This window comes from Burkholderia sp. MSHR3999 (genome assembly GCF_000833595.1).
Lineage (GTDB): Bacteria > Pseudomonadota > Gammaproteobacteria > Burkholderiales > Burkholderiaceae > Burkholderia > Burkholderia ubonensis.
This window is the reverse complement of the sequence record NZ_JRFO01000007.1, coordinates 2,231,354-2,246,557: the sequence shown is the minus strand read 5'-3', so window position 1 is coordinate 2,246,557 and position 15,204 is coordinate 2,231,354. Positions and strand designations below refer to the sequence as shown.

The following is a 15,204-nucleotide window of genomic DNA, read 5'->3' as shown; positions in this document are numbered from 1 at the left end:
GTGAATCGATGAACACGATCAAACGAATCGATCCGCGCCGGCCGTTCATCATCACGGCGGCGGGCCTGAAGCGCATCACGCTGGGCGAGGAAGGCAGCGCAGACGCGAGCGCCGCGCACTGGTCCGCCCACGCGCACGGCGCTGCGGCCGCGAAGCCGCGCCGCGCTGTGCAGGATCCGAAGCACGTGCTGCTCGCGGTGGCGCACAGCGAGCGTGGCGCGCTCGACGACCATGCGCGCCAGGCAATCGCCGCCGCCGCGCTGCTCGCCGACGCGCAAACCGAAGTCGCGCTGCTGGTGTTCGGCGAACTGAAGGACGACGTGGCCGAACTCGGCGTCGACAAGCTGATCGAGCTGAGCGGCTTCGATCGCCGCGCGTTCGCGCCTGAAAGCGAATTGCAAGCGTTGCAGGCGTGCGTCGCGACGCTCGCGCCGAAGCACGTGTTCGTGCCCGACAACGCGAGCGGCGACGGCGATCTCGGCCGGCGCCTTGCGGCGGCGGCCGGCGCGAGCGTCGCGACCCACGTGGTCGAGCTCGACGCGCGGCACGTCGGCGCGTATGCGCAAGCAAAACGCGCATTCGCCACGCGTGCGCTGCCGGACGTGATCCTGCTCGCGCCGAACGCGGTGGACCCGAAGCTGCCGTTCGTCGGCGCGGGCGAGCGCCTTGCCGGCGACTTCATCCGTCCGGCGGGCGACGCCGGCGAGTCGTATCGCGATCTCGGCCTCGAGGAAATCGACGCGGCGCAGGTCGCGCTCGAGGAGGCCGATTTCATCGTGTCGGCCGGCAACGGCGTGACCGACATCGGTGCGTTCGAGCGGCTCGCCGGCGCGTTCGGCGCGGCGATCGGCGCGAGCCGTGTCGCGGTCGACAACGGCCACTTCACGCGCGACAAGCAGGTCGGCGCGACCGGCAAGACGGTCGAGGCGAGCGTCTACATCGCGTTCGGCATTTCGGGCGCGGTGCAGCACCTGCAGGGCATCAAGGACTGCCGCCACGTGATCGCGGTGAACCTCGACGGCAGCGCGCCGATCGCGAAGCGCGCGAACCTGACGGTGGTCGGCGACGCGCAGGGCACGATCGCCGCGCTGATCGAGCAGGTCCAGGCCGCGCGGGCCGCGCGCGGCGCATCGCCGGCAGCGGCCGGCGCCCGTCAACCGGAAGGAGTCGCTGCATGAACGCCCCCCGACTGTTGAAGCGCATCGCGGTGCTGGTGTCGGTCGGCCGGCATCCGGTCAGCGGCGCGCAGCGCTACAGCCGCAACGACGCGGCCGCGCTCGAGCTCGGCCGCGCGCTGGCCGAGCGCCATCACTCGCAGATCGACGTGATCCACGCGGGCGACCCGATCACGCCGGCGCTTGCCGAATACCTGGCGCTCGGCGCGCGGGAGGTCGAGGTGCTGACCTGCCGCGACGGCGACGATGCCGCGCGCGCGCTCGCCGCGCGCGTCGACGGCTACGACCTCGTGCTGACCGGCACACGCGCCGAGGGCGCGTACGACACCGGGATGCTGCCGTATCAGGTCGCCGCGGCGCTCGGCTATCCGCTCGTCGGCTCGGCCGTCGATCTGACGATCGACGCGGGCCGCGCGACGGTTCGGCAATTCTTGCCGAAAGGGCTGCGCCGGCGCGTCGACGCCGCGCTGCCGGCGGTCGTCGCCGTGCATCCGCTCGCGAACGTGCAGCCGCGCTACGCGTATGCGCGGCTGAAGGCGGGCAGCGTGCGCCCGGTGCGCGTGTCGCCCGACGCGGACGCCGGCGCGGCCGCGTGGACGGTCGGCGCGATCGAGCGCAAGCCGGTGAAGCTGGCCGCCGCCGAGAAGCGCTCCGGGCATGCCCGGATGCTGTCGGCGACCACCACCGAAAGCCGGGGCGGGAACGTCGTAAATGAAGGGAGTTCGGTCGAAAAAGCACAAGTGATCCTCGCGTATTTGCGCGAGCATCAGCTCATCGACTACTGATTTTGATGCCTGTCGGCAAGAACCCAGGGACGCAAGGAATCCGGAGCAAACGATGAAAGTAACGGCAGACATTCGTGCACTGATCGAACGACGCAAGGCAGGGTACAGCCTGGAAGCGCCGTTCTATACGAGCGAGGAGATTTTCGCGCTCGACATGGAGGCGATCTTCCGCCAGCACTGGATCCAGGTGGCGGTCGAGCCCGACGTGCCCGAGCCGGGCGACTACGTGACCGTGCAACTGGGGAGCGATTCGATCCTGATCGTGCGCGACGACGACATGCAGATCCGCGCGTTCCACAACGTGTGCCGCCATCGCGGCGCGCGGCTGTGCAACGAGGACAAAGGGTCGGTCGGCAATATCGTGTGCCCGTACCACAGCTGGACCTACAACCTGACCGGCCAGCTGATGTTCGCCGAGCACATGGGCGAGCAGTTCGACCGCTGCAAGCACAGCCTGAAGCAGGTGCACGTCGAGAACCTCGCGGGCCTGATCTTCATCTGCCTCGCGGACGAGCCGCCGGCGGACTTCGCGCAACTGCGCGCGACGATGGAGCCGTACCTGCTGCCGCATGACTTGCCGAACACGAAGATCGCCGCGCAGATCGACATCATCGAGGAAGGCAACTGGAAGCTCACGATGGAGAACAACCGCGAGTGCTATCACTGCGTCGCGAACCATCCTGAGCTGACGATCTCGCTGTACGAATACGGGTTCGGCTACCAGCGCTCCGACGCCAACGCCGAGGGCATGGACGCGTTTGCGGAGACGTGCATCCGGCGAGGGAAGGAGTGGGCCGAGATGGGCCTGCCGTCCGCCGAGGTCGAAAGGCTGCTCGACGTGACCGGGTTCCGCACGCAGCGCCTGCCGCTCGACCGCAGCGGCGAATCCCAGACGCTCGACGCGAAGGTCGCGTCGAAGAAGCTGCTGGGCGATTTCAGCCAGCCTGATCTCGGCGGCCTGTCGTTCTGGACGCAGCCGAACTCGTGGCACCACTTCATGAGCGACCACATCGTCACGTTCTCGGTGATTCCGCTGTCCGCCGGCAAGACGCTCGTGCGCACCAAGTGGCTCGTGCACAAGGACGCGAAGGAAGGCATCGACTACGACGTGAAGAACCTCACGGCCGTGTGGAACGCGACCAACGACCAGGACCGCGCGCTCGTCGAGTTTTCGCAGCGCGGCGCGACGAGCAGCGCGTACGAGCCGGGTCCGTACTCGCCGTACACCGAAGGGCTCGTCGAGAAATTCGCGGCCTGGTACATCGGCCGGCTCGCCGAACAAACCGGCGCGTAGTCGTCAGCGGAACAGCAAGCGGAGCAAGACATGATGCGAGATGCGGCGAATTTCGAGCCGACCGACAGCCGGGTGACGCGCCCGGCGTTCTGGAACGCGCTTCCCGAGCGCTGGACGAGCGACGTCGAGGAAACACTGGTCTGCTGCCAGGTGCGGCAGGAAACGCACGACGTGAAGAGTTTCTTCTTCCGTTCGCCGCAGGGCCGTGCGTTCTCGTTCGAGCCCGGGCAGTTCATCACGCTCGAGCTCGACATCGACGGCGAGACGATCAACCGCTGCTACACGATTTCGTCGTCGCCCGCGCGGCCGCACACGATCTCGATCACGGTCAAGCGCGTGCCGGGCGGCAAGGTGTCGAACTGGCTGCACGACAACCTGCAGCCGGGCGCGCCGATCCGCGTGCTCGGCCCGGCCGGCGAGTTCACCTGCGCGCGGCATCCGGCGCGCAAGTACCTGTTCCTGTCCGCGGGCTCCGGCATCACGCCGTTGATGTCGATGAGCCGCGCGCATCACGATCTCGCCGAGGATCGCGACATCGTGTTCGTGCACAGCGCACGCACGCCCGACGACATCATCTTCGCGCGCGAGCTCGACCTGATCGCGACGAACCACACGAACTTCCGCACGTCGTTCGTCGTCGAGCGGGTCGGCGCGCGCACCAGCTGGCCGGGCGTCACGGGCTTCCTGTCGCTGTCGCTGCTGAAGCTGATCGCGCCGGACTTCATGGAGCGCGAGATCTTCACGTGCGGCCCGGCGCCGTACATGAAGGCCGTGCGAGACCTGCTCGACGAAGCGGGCTTCGATCGCAAGCAGTACCACGAGGAAAGCTTCTCGTTCGAGACGCTCGCGCAGACGGCGAGCGACGAACTGGCGGCCGACCTTGCACCCGCCACGAACGGCGACGGCGCGGACAGCGACAAGGCGACGACGCAGTTCACCGTCAGCTTCGCGAAGAGCAACCGCGAGATCGCGTGCGGATCGGAGCAGCACGTGCTGGATGCGGCACGCCAGTCGGGCGTGCGGCTGCCGGCGTCGTGCACGCAGGGCATGTGCGGCACCTGCAAGGTGAAGCTCGTGTCCGGCCAGGTGGAGATGAAGCACAACGGCGGGATCCGCCAGCGCGAGATCGATCAGGGGATGGTGCTGCTGTGCTGCAGCAAGCCGCTGACGGACCTCGTGATCGACAAGTAGCCGCCGGCGTCGCAACTGGACAAGCGCGCGTCGGAAAACAACGATACCGTGGAATTGTGGTTGAAGAACCTAGAGAGGCATGGGGGCATTCGCGCCCGATTCAAAGGAGATCGACCATGAAGTTGTTCGGAAAACTGCTGTATGCCGGCGCGCTGTCGGCGATGGTGGCGCTGAGTGCGTCGGCGCTTGCCGACACGAAACCCACGCTGAAGATCGGCTATGTCGAAGGCTGGGACGACAGCGTCGCGACGTCGAACGTCGCCGCGCGCATCATCGAGAAGAAGCTGGGCTACCAGGTGCAGCTCGTGCCGGTCGCGGCCGGCGTGATGTGGCAGGGCGTCGCGCGCGGCGACCTCGATGCGACGCTGTCCGCGTGGCTGCCGGTCACGCACGGCTCGTACTGGGATCAGTACAAGGCCAAGGTCGTCGATCTCGGCGCGAACTTCAACGACGCGAAGATCGGCCTGATCGTGCCGGCCTACGTGAAGGCGAAGAGCATCGACGATCTGAATGCGGAGAAGGCCGATTTCGGCGGCCGCATCGTCGGGATCGACGCCGGTGCCGGCGTGATGCGCAAGACCGACGAGGCGATCAAGAACTACGGCCTCAACTACTCGCTGATGCCGAGCTCGGGCAGCGCGATGACGGCGGAGCTGGCGCGTTCGGTCAACGCGAACAAGCCGGTGATCGTCACCGGTTGGGCGCCGCACTGGATGTTCGCGAAGTGGAAGCTGCGCTTCCTCGACGATCCGAAGAAGGTGTTCGGCGGCGCGGAGCACGTCGACAGCGTCGCGAACCCGGGCCTCGAAACGAAGGCGAAGCCGGTGGTCGCGTTCCTGAAGAAATTCCAGTGGAAGCCGGGCGAAATCGACAGCGTGATGCTGGCGATCCAGAACGGCTCGAAGCCGGAAGCCGCCGCCGATGCGTGGATCGCAGCCCATGCGGACCGCGTGAATGCATGGACGGAAAGCGCGCAGTAATTCGTCGCGCAAAAACATAAAAAAGACCTCCGGGAGTGACACCAGGATTCCGAAGAAATTCGGTGTGGCCGGCGTCATATCCCGGAATAATTTTTCCGATTCTGCAAAAAAGCGCAAAAATTGTTACACTGCGCCTCTTGTGCGGAGTCATCACAGGAGGATTTGGATGAGTCAGGCAGGACTGCGTGCGAATGGCACCAGTGATGTTGAGGCAACCATCTCACATGATTCGACGGGCCACACGCTGCATCGTGGCCTGACTTGGAAAGATGCATTCTGGGTAACGAGCGGCGTGCCGGCAGGCGTGCTGTTCACGATCGGCGGCGTGTGCGCGGCGATCGGCCAGCCCGCGTGGGCGATCTGGATCGCCGCGATCACGATGGGGCTGATCCAGAGCGCGACTTATGCGGAAATTTCCGGGCTATTTCCCCATAAATCGGGCGGCGCGTCGGTGTATGGCGCGATCGGCTGGGTGCGTTACAGCAAACTGATTGCCCCGGTATCCGTGTGGTGCAACTGGCTCGCGTGGTCGCCGATGCTCGCACTCGGATGCGGTCTCGCGGCGAGCTACGCGCTGACGAGCCTCTTTCCCGCCGATGCGGCGGTGCTGCACTGGCAGCTCAAGATCGCGGACCTGAGCTTCATCAAGCCGGGCCTTTCCCTGCGGATCAACGCGACGTTCATCATCGCGACGATCCTGCTCCTCGTCACGTTCAAGCTTCAGCACAGCGGCGCGTCGAAGGCCGCGCGCACGCAGCGCATTCTCGGCATCGCGTCGCTCACGCCGCTCCTGATCGTCGGCATCGTGCCGTTCGTGACCGGCGACGTGCCGATGTCGAACCTGTTGCCGCTGCTGCCGCTCGGCCACGACGCGCAAGGCAACCTGACCACCGCGACCTTCGGTTCGTGGAACGGCCAGGGCGTCGTGATGGCGCTCGGCGCGATGTTCATGGCGGGCTGGGCGTCGTACGGCTTCGAGACGGCCGTCTGCTACACGCGCGAATTCCGCGATCCGCGCCGCGACACCGCGAAGGCGATCTTCTGGTCGGGCGCGCTGTGCCTCGTCGTGATGACGCTCGTGCCGATGGCGTTCCAGGGCGCGCTCGGCACGCAGGCGATGCTCGATCCGGCGATCGGCGACGGCACCGGCGTCGGCGCGGCGATGGCGAAGATCGTCGGCGGCGGCGCATGGGTCGCGAACGCGGTCGTCGTGATGCTGATGCTGTCGATCCTGCTGATCGTGATGACGTCGATGATGGGCTCGTCGCGCACGCTGTACCAGGCGTCGGTCGACGGCTGGCTGCCGAAGTACCTGTCGCACGTGAACGAGCACGGCTCGCCGACGCGCGCGATGTGGACCGATCTCGGCTTCAACCTCGTGCTGCTGATGATGTCGGACTACATGACGGTGCTGTCGATCTCGAACGTCTGCTACATGCTGTTCGTATTCCTGAACCTTCAGTCCGGCTGGATTCACCGGATGGATCGCGGCGGCTGGGAGCGCCCGTTCCGCTGCCCGACGTGGCTGCTCGTCGCGGGCTCGCTGTGCGGCTACGCGAACCTCGTCTACGTCGGCGCGGGCGCGAACCTGCAGGGCGAAGGCACGCTGCGCAACGGGCTGATCGCGATGCTGCTGATCGTGCCGGTGTTCCTCTATCGCCACTACTGGCAGGATCGCGGCCGCTTCCCCGCGCAGATGCAGCGCGACATGGAGCTCGAGACGCCGAAGCGCGGCGCGTGGCTCGATCTCGCGCCGTATGCGGCGCTGGTTGGCGCCGCATTGACGATCTGGCTGTCGTATTACCTTGCCTGGGTGAAGTAAGCGCGCAGAAGGTGTAGCGATTCTCGCGCCGGACACGGAAACCGCACACGGGTCCGGCGCGATGGAAATCGCGCGGGCGCCGCCGCCGCGCCGCTTACGGAAACACCACCGTCCGATCCCCGTTCAGGAACACCCGCCGCTCGATGAACGCCTTCACCGCGCGCGCGAGCGTGATGCATTCGACGTCGCGGCCCACCGCGAGCAACTGCTCCGGACGATACGCGTGATCGACGCGCTCGACGACCTGCTCGATGATCGGGCCTTCGTCGAGATCGTCGGTGACGAAGTGCGCGGTCGCGCCGATCAGCTTCACGCCGCGCGCGTGCGCCTGGTGATACGGCTTCGCGCCCTTGAAGCCGGGCAGGAACGAGTGATGGATGTTGATCGCGCGGTTCGCGAGCTTCGCGCTCGTTTCCTGCGACAGCACCTGCATGTAGCGCGCGAGGATCACGAGCTCCGCGCCGCTCGTCTCGAACACGTCGAGCCATTGCGCTTCCTGCTGCGCCTTCGTGTCGGCGGTGATCGGGAAATGGCGGAACGGCAGCCCGTGCTGCGCGGCCAGCGGTTCGAAGTCCGGATGGTTCGACACGATGCCGACGATGTCCATCTTCAGCTCGCCCATCCGCCAGCGGAACAGCAGGTCGGCAAGGCAGTGCTCGAGCTTCGACACCATGATCAGCACCTTCGGCCGCGCATTGACGTCGTGGATCGCCCATTGCATGTCGAAGCCGGCGGCGATCGGCGTGAATTCGTGCCGCAGCGCGTCGACGCTGAGCGTTTCGTCGGTCGGATGGAACACGCAGCGCACGAAGAAGCGGTTGCTGAGATCGTCGTCGAACACGTTCAGCGCGTCGACGTAGCAGCGATGGCGGTCGAGAAAGCCGACGACGGCGGCGACCTGGCCGGCCGCGCTCGGGCACGACAGCGTCAGGACGAATTGTTCGGGGCGTTGGGCGTCGCTCATGGGGCTCCTCGGGTCTCGGTGGGCGATCGGCATCGCGCGGCGCACGGGGCTGCGCCGCGACGGCGGATCGCGATGCCCAAGTAAATCAGGCCAGATTTCGAGCGGATAGAACCGACTCGCCGTGTGGCTGGTATCGGCGCGTCAGCGCGGGGCCGCGCGGCGCGTCACGCGAGCGCGCACGCGTCGAGCAGCCAGCGGCGGAACACCGGCGCGGCGCTGGGCTCCGGCCGCGCCGGCGGCCGCACGAGGAAATACCCGCGCGACGTGACGACCGGCGCATCGACGAGCGCCACGAGCTGCCCCGACGCGACGAGTTCGTCGACGAGCGGCGTCCAGCCGAGCGCGACGCCTTCGCCGAGCAGTGCCGCGTGGATCACGAGCGCATAGCTGTTGAAGGTCACGCCGTGCGCGGCCGCCGGCGCGGCGAGCCCGTGCGCGTCGAACCAGCCGCGCCACGACAGCCAGCGCTCGGGCCGGGTCGGCTGCACGTGCAGCAGCGGCAGGTCGAGCAGGTCGCCGGGCTGCGCGACCCGCGGATGCGCGGCGCGGAACGCGGGCGAGCAGACCGGCGTGACCGTCTCCGGAAACAGCCGTGCCGCAGTGCACGACGGCCAATGGCCGTCGCCGAACAGGATCGCGATGTCGGCGTGATCGCGCTGCGCATCGAAGTCCTGCGACGTGACGACCCGCACGTCGACATCCGGCATCACGCGCTTCAGGCCCGCGAGGCGCGGCATCAGCCAGTAGGTCGCGAAGCCGAAGTCGGTGACGAGCGTCAGTGTGCCGTGCTCGCGCCGCGCGCGCAGCGTCGCGGTCGCGGCGCGCAGCGTGTCGAGGCTCGCGCGGACCGCTTCGTACAGGCACCGGCCGTCGTCGGTCAGCGTGACGCCGCGCGGGCTGCGCTCGAACAGCGGCACGCCGAGCTCGGCCTCGAGCTGGAACACCTGCTGGCTGACGGCCGGCTGCGTCGAGCCGAGTTCGCGCGCGGCGGCGGTGAAGCTCGCGAGGCGCGCGGCCGATTCGAACGCGCGCAGCGCCTGCATCGACGGCAACGGATCGGGTTTCGACATAAGCGCTTCTAATGGGCCCATAAGGGCCGGATACCTTCACGGGCGGGTTTCGGCGCGCAATAGTGCGGTCGTGCGGCGCGCTGCGCGGCCCTGCACGCAGGGCTTCCGGCCATTCTGGCACGTCGCGGCCGCATGCCGCACGGCTTTCGCCGGCCGCCTTCCGTTACGACAGACGAATCGCTGCGAAGGCGGCGAGCACGCATCCGACCTGAACCGTTTTTCTCGACGATCGACGATGACGCACCCGACACCGAACCTCCTGATCCTGATGGCCGACCAGCTCACGCCGTTCGCGCTGCCGGCCTACGGCAACCGCGTCGCGCGCACGCCGACGCTCGACAGGCTTGCCGCGCAAGGCGTCGTGTTCGACGCCGCGTACTGCGCGAGCCCGCTGTGCGCGCCGTCGCGCTTCTCGCTGCTGACGGGCAAGCTGCCGTCCGCGATCGGCGCCTACGATAACGCCGCCGAATTGCCGGCGCAAACGCTGACGTTCGCGCACTACCTGCGCGCGGCCGGCTACCGCACCGTGCTGTCCGGCAAGATGCACTTCTGCGGCCCGGATCAGTTGCACGGCTTCGAGGAGCGGCTGACGACCGACATCTACCCGGCCGATTTCGGCTGGGTGCCCGACTGGGCGCATCCGGAAGAGCGGCCGAGCTGGTATCACAACATGAGCTCGGTGCTGGACGCGGGGCCGTGCGTGCGCACCAACCAGCTCGATTTCGACGACGAAGTCGCGTTCGCCGCGCGCCAGAAGCTGTTCGACCTCGCGCGCGAACGGGCGGCCGGGCAGGACGCGCGGCCGTTCTGCATGGTCGTGTCGCTCACGCATCCGCACGACCCGTACGCGATCACGCGCGACTACTGGGACCTGTACCGCGACGACGAGATCGACATGCCGGCGGTTCGGCTCGATCTGGCCGACTGCGATCCGCACTCGCGGCGGCTGCGCGCCGTCTGCGAGAACGACCGCACGCCGCCCACCGACGCGCAGATCCGCAACGCACGTCATGCGTACTACGGCGCGACGTCCTACGTCGACACGCAGTTCGGCAACGTGCTGGCGGCGCTCGAGCAATGCGGCTTCGCGGACGACACGATCGTGATCGTCACGTCGGATCACGGCGACATGCTCGGCGAGCGCGGCCTCTGGTACAAGATGACGTTCTTCGAGGGCGGCTGCCGCGTGCCGCTGATCGTGCATGCGCCGGGCCGCTTCGACGCGGCGCGCGTGGCGGGGCCCGTGTCGCACGTCGACCTGCTGCCGACGCTCGTCGAGCTCGCGGGCGGCGCGCCGGACGGCGGCTGGCCGGACCCGGTCGACGGCGCGAGCCTCGTGCCGCACCTGCGCGGCGCGCCGGCGCACGACGTCGCGCTCGGCGAATACCTGGCCGAGGGCGCGATCGCGCCGATCGTGATGATCCGGCGCGGCGACTGGAAATACGTGCATTGCCCGGCCGATCCCGACCAGCTCTACCACCTGAAGGACGACCCGCGCGAGCTGCACAACCTCGCCGGTGCGCCGCACGCGGCGGACGTGCTCGCGGCGTTCCGCGCGGAAGCGGCGGCGCGCTGGAACCTGGCCGAGCTGCACGGGCAGGTGCTCGCGAGCCAGCGCCGGCGGCGCTTTCATTTCGCGGCGACGACGCAGGGCCGGATTCATGCGTGGGACTGGCAGCCGTTCGCCGACGCGAGCCAGCGCTACATGCGCAACCACCTTGAACTCGACACGCTCGAGGCGATGGCGCGCTTTCCGCGCATCGCGCGCTGAGCGGCACGTATTTCGATCACCGAACACGGAGCGGATGATGAAGCGTATGACCAAGCGATATCGCAACGCAGCACGAACGATCGCCGGCGCGGCGTGCGCCGCCGCCCTGTGCATGACGGCGGCCGGCGCGGCCGAGCCGCAGGCCTGCCGCGACGTTCGGATGGCCGGCCCCGGCTGGACCGACATCGACGCGACGAACGCGATGGCCGGCGTCGTGCTGACGGCGCTCGGCTACCGGCAGGACGTGTCGAACCTGTCGGTGCCGATCACCTATCAGGGGTTGAAGAAAGGGCAGGTCGACGTGTTCCTCGGCAACTGGATGCCCGCGCAGGGGCCGCTCGTGAAGCCGTTCGTCGACGCGCGCGCGATCGACGTGCTGCACGCGAACCTGAGCGGCGCGAAGTTCACGCTCGCGGTGCCCGACTACGTCGCCGCCGCGGGCGTGCGCACGTTCGCCGATCTCGAACGCCACGCGAGCCGCTTCGACGGGAAGATCTACGGGATCGAGCCCGGCGCGCCGGCCAACCAGAACATCCGGCGGATGCTGGCCGACCACGCGCTCGGCCCGGCGAACTGGGCGCTCGTCGAATCGAGCGAGACGGGGATGCTGACGCAGGTCGAGCGCGCGGTGCGCGACCGGCGCTGGATCGTGTTTCTGGCGTGGGAGCCGCACCTGATGAACACGAAATTCCACCTGACCTATCTCGCGGGCGGCGACACGTACTTCGGCCCGAACTACGGCGGCGCGACGGTCAACACGGTCGCCCGCGCGGGCTTCGCCGACCAGTGCGCGAACCTCGCGCGCCTGTTCCGGCAGATGACGTTCACGGTCGACATCGAGAACCGGATGATCGCCGACATGCTGAACAACAAGACCCCGGCGCCGCTTGCTGCCCAGCATGCGTTGAAGGCCGAGCCGTCGCTCGTCGCGGGATGGCTGGACGGCGTGACGACGGCCGCGGGCGCGCCCGGGCTGCCGGCCGTGCGGGCGGCGCTGGACGGACGCTGACGGGCCGCGCGGCGCGGCCATCGGCCATCCGTGTTTTCCCGGCCGGTCGTAACCAGACCATTTGATGTCGCCTTCAGACGGGTGACGCGAAATATGGGTTTGTATTTTTTGCCCATGGCTTCCGTTATTGCGGAAAACGAAATGGCGGAGCCATCAGACGTACTGAATGCAAATCAGGCGGCGCTCGACGCCGCCAACGAGGTCTGGGGTTCTTTCCATCGAATGGTCAGGGAGGGTGGTCGACAATGAAGCAAACGAAAATGGCCGCGGCGGCCGCGCTTGCATGCGCGGCGGCCTGCGCACCGGCAGTGAGCCATGCGCAGAGCAGCGTGACGTTGTACGGGATCCTGGATGCGGGCATCACGTGGGTGAACAACACGGGCAGCGCGCACGTGTTCAAGTTCGACGACGGCGTCGCCTACGGCAACCGCTTCGGGCTCAAGGGCACCGAGGATCTGGGCGGCGGCCTGAAGGCGGTGTTCGCGCTCGAGAGCGGCTTCCACCTCGGCAACGGCCAGCTCGGCTTCGGCGGCGCGCTATTCGGCCGGCAGGCTTATGTTGGACTGCAGAACGACTGGGGCACGCTGTCGTTCGGCAACCAGCTCGACATCACCAACGAACTGGTGTCGATCTACAACATCTCCGCATGGGGCAGCGGCTACGCGATCCACCAGGGCGACTTCGACCGCTTCAACGGCGACCGCCTGCCGAACTCGGTGAAGTTCCTGTCGAACGATCTCAGCGGCTTCAAGTTCGGCGCGATGTATTCGTTCGGCAACGTCGCAGGCAACTTCCACCGAGACAGCGCATGGAGCGCGGGCACGAGCTTCACGAAAGGCGACTTCTCGATCGGCGCCGCGTACACGCGCCTGAACAACCCGCACGGCATCTATGCGTTCGATCCGTACGCGATGATCGGCACGCACACGTTCCTCGGCCAGCAGACCGTCACCGTCGATCCGGCGACCGGCGCGCGCACCGACCTGTTCGCGAATACGCCGATGAACGTCGACAGCCAGGGCACGTTCGGCGTCGGCACGAGCTACACGATCGGCAAGCTGACGCTCGACGCGAACTACTCGTACACGACGATCAAGGGCTTCGGCAATTCGTCGCACATGCAGTCGTACGAAGGCGGCGGCCTGTACCAGTTCACGCCGGCGCTCAGCCTGATCGCGGGCTACCAGCACACGCGCTTCGAAGGCCATCACTGGAACATGGGCACGGCGGGCCTCCACTACCTGCTGTCGAAGCGCACCGACGTGTACATCTCAGGCGATTACCTGCGCGCGTCGCAAGGCGTCGATGCGGTGATCGGCTACAGCTTCACGCCGTCGACGACGCAGACCCAGGCCGACGTGCGGATCGGCATGCGGCATTCGTTCTGAGCGACGCAAGCGCCGCGGCATCCAGTCTTCAGCGAGGTCTCTCTTTGGCGCGAACTCCGGTTCGCGCATTTTTTTGCTCGAGAGCGGCGCGCCGCGTCAGAACTTGCGCGCCAGCGCGCGTGCCGCTTCCGCCGCGGCGCGCTGACCTGTTCGGCCGTCGTCGCCGAGCAGCGTCTTCTCGACCACGATGCCCTGCACGTCGGTCACGCCGACGAACTTCAGCCACGTCTCGACATAGGGCCGCTGCAGATCGTATTCGCGCGCCGGCGTGAACGATCCCGGCGACGCGTAATCGAGCCCGCGCGCATAGACGACCGCCGCCTTCCTGCCGGCGAGCTTGCCGGCGAACCTCGTGCCGTCGAACGTGAACAGCACGTCCTTCTGCGAAATGACGTCGATCAGGTGCTTGAGCTTGTACGGGATGCCGAAATTCCACAGCGGGATGCCGAACAGCAGCTTGTGGGCCGCATGAAACGGCGCCGCGAGCGCCTCGATGCGCGCCCAGGCCGACGCCTGGGCCGGCGTCAGCGCGGCGCCCGAGAGCCCCGCGTACTTGGCCGCCAGCGCGTCGCCGTCGAATTCCGGCAACGCGAGATTCCAGACGTCGAGCGTGTCGACGCTATCCGCCGGGTGGGCTTCGCGGTACGCGTCGAGAAAGGCGCGGCAGATGTCGATGGATGCGGAATCGCACTTGCGCGGCGAGCATTCGATGTAGAGCAGTCGAGCCATGTCGGTCATTCCTGTGCAAAAGGGAAAGGAGGGCGCGAGCCGATGCCCGCGATGACAGCGACAAGGCTAGCGGGTCGGCGTATCATCCGGAAACGATATTAATTGTTATAACTTACCCGTTTTGGTGATGAATGAATGCGCCGCTTGACACCGCACTGCTCCACACCTTCGTCACGGTCGCGGACGCGCGCAGCTTTACCGGCGCGGGGCGCCGGCTGCATCTGAGCCAGTCCGCCGTCAGCGCGCAGGTCGCGCGGCTCGAGGAGCAGGCCGGATGCACGCTGCTGATGCGCAATACCCGCACCGTGTCGCTGACCGATCAGGGCCTGCTGCTGCTCGGCTATGCGCGCGCGATGCTCAATCTCAGCGCCGAGGCCAGGGCTTGCCTCGGCGGCGCGGGCGCACCGGGGCGGCTGCGCGTCGGCGCGTCGGACGAGTTTGCGTGCGGCTGGCTGCCTGACATCCTGCGCCGCTTCGGCGCGCGTCATCGCGGGCTGGCGCTCGAGCTTGCCGTCGACGTGCCGGGCAATCTGGTTCAGGCGTTCGACGCGGGACGCTTCGATCTGGTGGTCGGCAGCCGTTGCGAACGCGACGAGCGGGGCATCCGCCTCGGCGCCGAGCCGCTCGTGTGGGCGTTCGCGCGCCACGAGCCGTTGCCGGACGGCGCGCTGCCGCTCGCGTGCATTCCCGAGCCATGTCCGTTCCGCGAGGCGGCGCTTACGGCGCTCGCACGCGCCGAGGTCGCGTCACGCATCGCGTGCGTCAGCCCGAGCATGGCCGGCGTGAAGGCGGCGGCGCGGGCCGGGTTCGCGGTGACGCCGCTGCCGCGCAGCGCGATCGACGACGGGTTGCGGGAGCTGACGGCGGCGGACGGCCTGCCGCCGCTCCCGAGCGTCGAATACGTGCTGATGCACGATGCCGGCGGCGCGCTCGTGCGCGAGCTCGCGCAGACGATCCGCGACGAGTTCGAGATGCGGCCGCTCGGCAGCGCGGTTGCCGCGCATGCGCGCGGGGCGGCTTGAGCGA

The 15,204-nt window shown here is 67.7% G+C and carries 13 protein-coding genes; 10 read left to right on the top strand and 3 right to left on the bottom strand.

From position 1 onward, the window contains the following. Positions 1-8 precede the first annotated feature (8 nt). The 6 genes from KY49_RS33255 to KY49_RS33230 all read left to right on the top strand — a co-directional run bounded on the left by KY49_RS33255 (position 9) and on the right by KY49_RS33230 (position 7,247). Positions 9-1,178, top strand: coding sequence for an electron transfer flavoprotein subunit alpha/FixB family protein (locus tag KY49_RS33255; protein WP_042588478.1), 1,170 nt, complete (start codon positions 9-11; stop codon positions 1,176-1,178). After that, positions 1,175-1,960 carry a drug:proton antiporter gene (locus KY49_RS33250; protein WP_042588477.1) on the top strand — a complete coding sequence of 262 codons (786 nt, stop codon included), beginning with the start codon at positions 1,175-1,177 and terminating at the stop codon, positions 1,958-1,960. The genes KY49_RS33255 and KY49_RS33250 overlap by 4 nt, the downstream gene beginning before the upstream one ends. Before the next feature lie 52 nt (positions 1,961-2,012). Further along, positions 2,013-3,254, top strand: a complete 1,242-nt coding sequence (locus KY49_RS33245; RefSeq protein ID WP_042588476.1) for an aromatic ring-hydroxylating oxygenase subunit alpha — start codon at positions 2,013-2,015, stop codon at positions 3,252-3,254. Between the two features lie 30 nt (positions 3,255-3,284). Further along, entirely contained in the window at positions 3,285-4,445 is a 1,161-nt protein-coding gene (locus tag KY49_RS33240) for a hybrid-cluster NAD(P)-dependent oxidoreductase (protein ID WP_042588475.1), read from the top strand. A gap of 116 nt (positions 4,446-4,561) precedes the next feature. Then, the gene (locus tag KY49_RS33235) at positions 4,562-5,425 is read left to right on the top strand and encodes a glycine betaine ABC transporter substrate-binding protein (protein ID WP_042588474.1); all 864 of its coding nucleotides are present in this window, start codon (positions 4,562-4,564) and stop codon (positions 5,423-5,425) included. A 166-nt stretch (positions 5,426-5,591) separates the two neighbouring features. Further along, a complete protein-coding gene (locus KY49_RS33230) occupies positions 5,592-7,247 on the top strand; it encodes an APC family permease (protein WP_042588473.1) in 1,656 nt (551 codons plus the stop codon). Between the two features lie 94 nt (positions 7,248-7,341). On the opposite strand, the gene purU is transcribed toward KY49_RS33230, so the two are convergent. Both purU and KY49_RS33220 read right to left on the bottom strand, forming a co-directional pair. Beyond that, positions 7,342-8,211, bottom strand: coding sequence for a formyltetrahydrofolate deformylase (gene purU, locus KY49_RS33225; protein ID WP_042588472.1), 870 nt, complete (start codon positions 8,209-8,211; stop codon positions 7,342-7,344). A 164-nt stretch (positions 8,212-8,375) separates the two neighbouring features. Then, complete coding sequence (locus KY49_RS33220; RefSeq protein ID WP_042588471.1) at positions 8,376-9,281, bottom strand: choline sulfate utilization transcriptional regulator; 906 nt, start codon at positions 9,279-9,281, stop codon at positions 8,376-8,378. 235 nt (positions 9,282-9,516) lie between these two features. Between KY49_RS33220 and betC the strand changes: the two genes are divergently transcribed. From betC to KY49_RS33205, 3 genes are all read left to right on the top strand, one after another. Further along, positions 9,517-11,052, top strand: a complete 1,536-nt coding sequence (gene betC, locus KY49_RS33215; protein ID WP_042588470.1) for a choline-sulfatase — start codon at positions 9,517-9,519, stop codon at positions 11,050-11,052. Positions 11,053-11,098: 46 nt separating this feature from the next. After that, positions 11,099-12,061 (top strand): choline ABC transporter substrate-binding protein, encoded by a 963-nt coding sequence (choX, locus tag KY49_RS33210; protein ID WP_060378014.1) that lies wholly within the window; start codon positions 11,099-11,101, stop codon positions 12,059-12,061. 245 nt (positions 12,062-12,306) lie between these two features. Next, positions 12,307-13,449 (top strand): porin, encoded by a 1,143-nt coding sequence (locus KY49_RS33205; RefSeq protein WP_042588469.1) that lies wholly within the window; start codon positions 12,307-12,309, stop codon positions 13,447-13,449. 96 nt (positions 13,450-13,545) lie between these two features. Here KY49_RS33205 and KY49_RS33200 read toward each other — a convergent pair whose 3' ends face one another. Then, on the bottom strand, positions 13,546-14,178 hold the full coding sequence (locus tag KY49_RS33200; RefSeq protein WP_042588936.1) for an FMN-dependent NADH-azoreductase: 633 nt from the start codon (positions 14,176-14,178) through the stop codon (positions 13,546-13,548). A gap of 131 nt (positions 14,179-14,309) precedes the next feature. On the opposite strand from KY49_RS33200, the gene KY49_RS33195 reads away from it, so the two are divergent. Beyond that, positions 14,310-15,200 (top strand): LysR substrate-binding domain-containing protein, encoded by an 891-nt coding sequence (locus tag KY49_RS33195; protein WP_042588468.1) that lies wholly within the window; start codon positions 14,310-14,312, stop codon positions 15,198-15,200. The last annotated feature ends 4 nt before the right edge of the window (positions 15,201-15,204 follow it).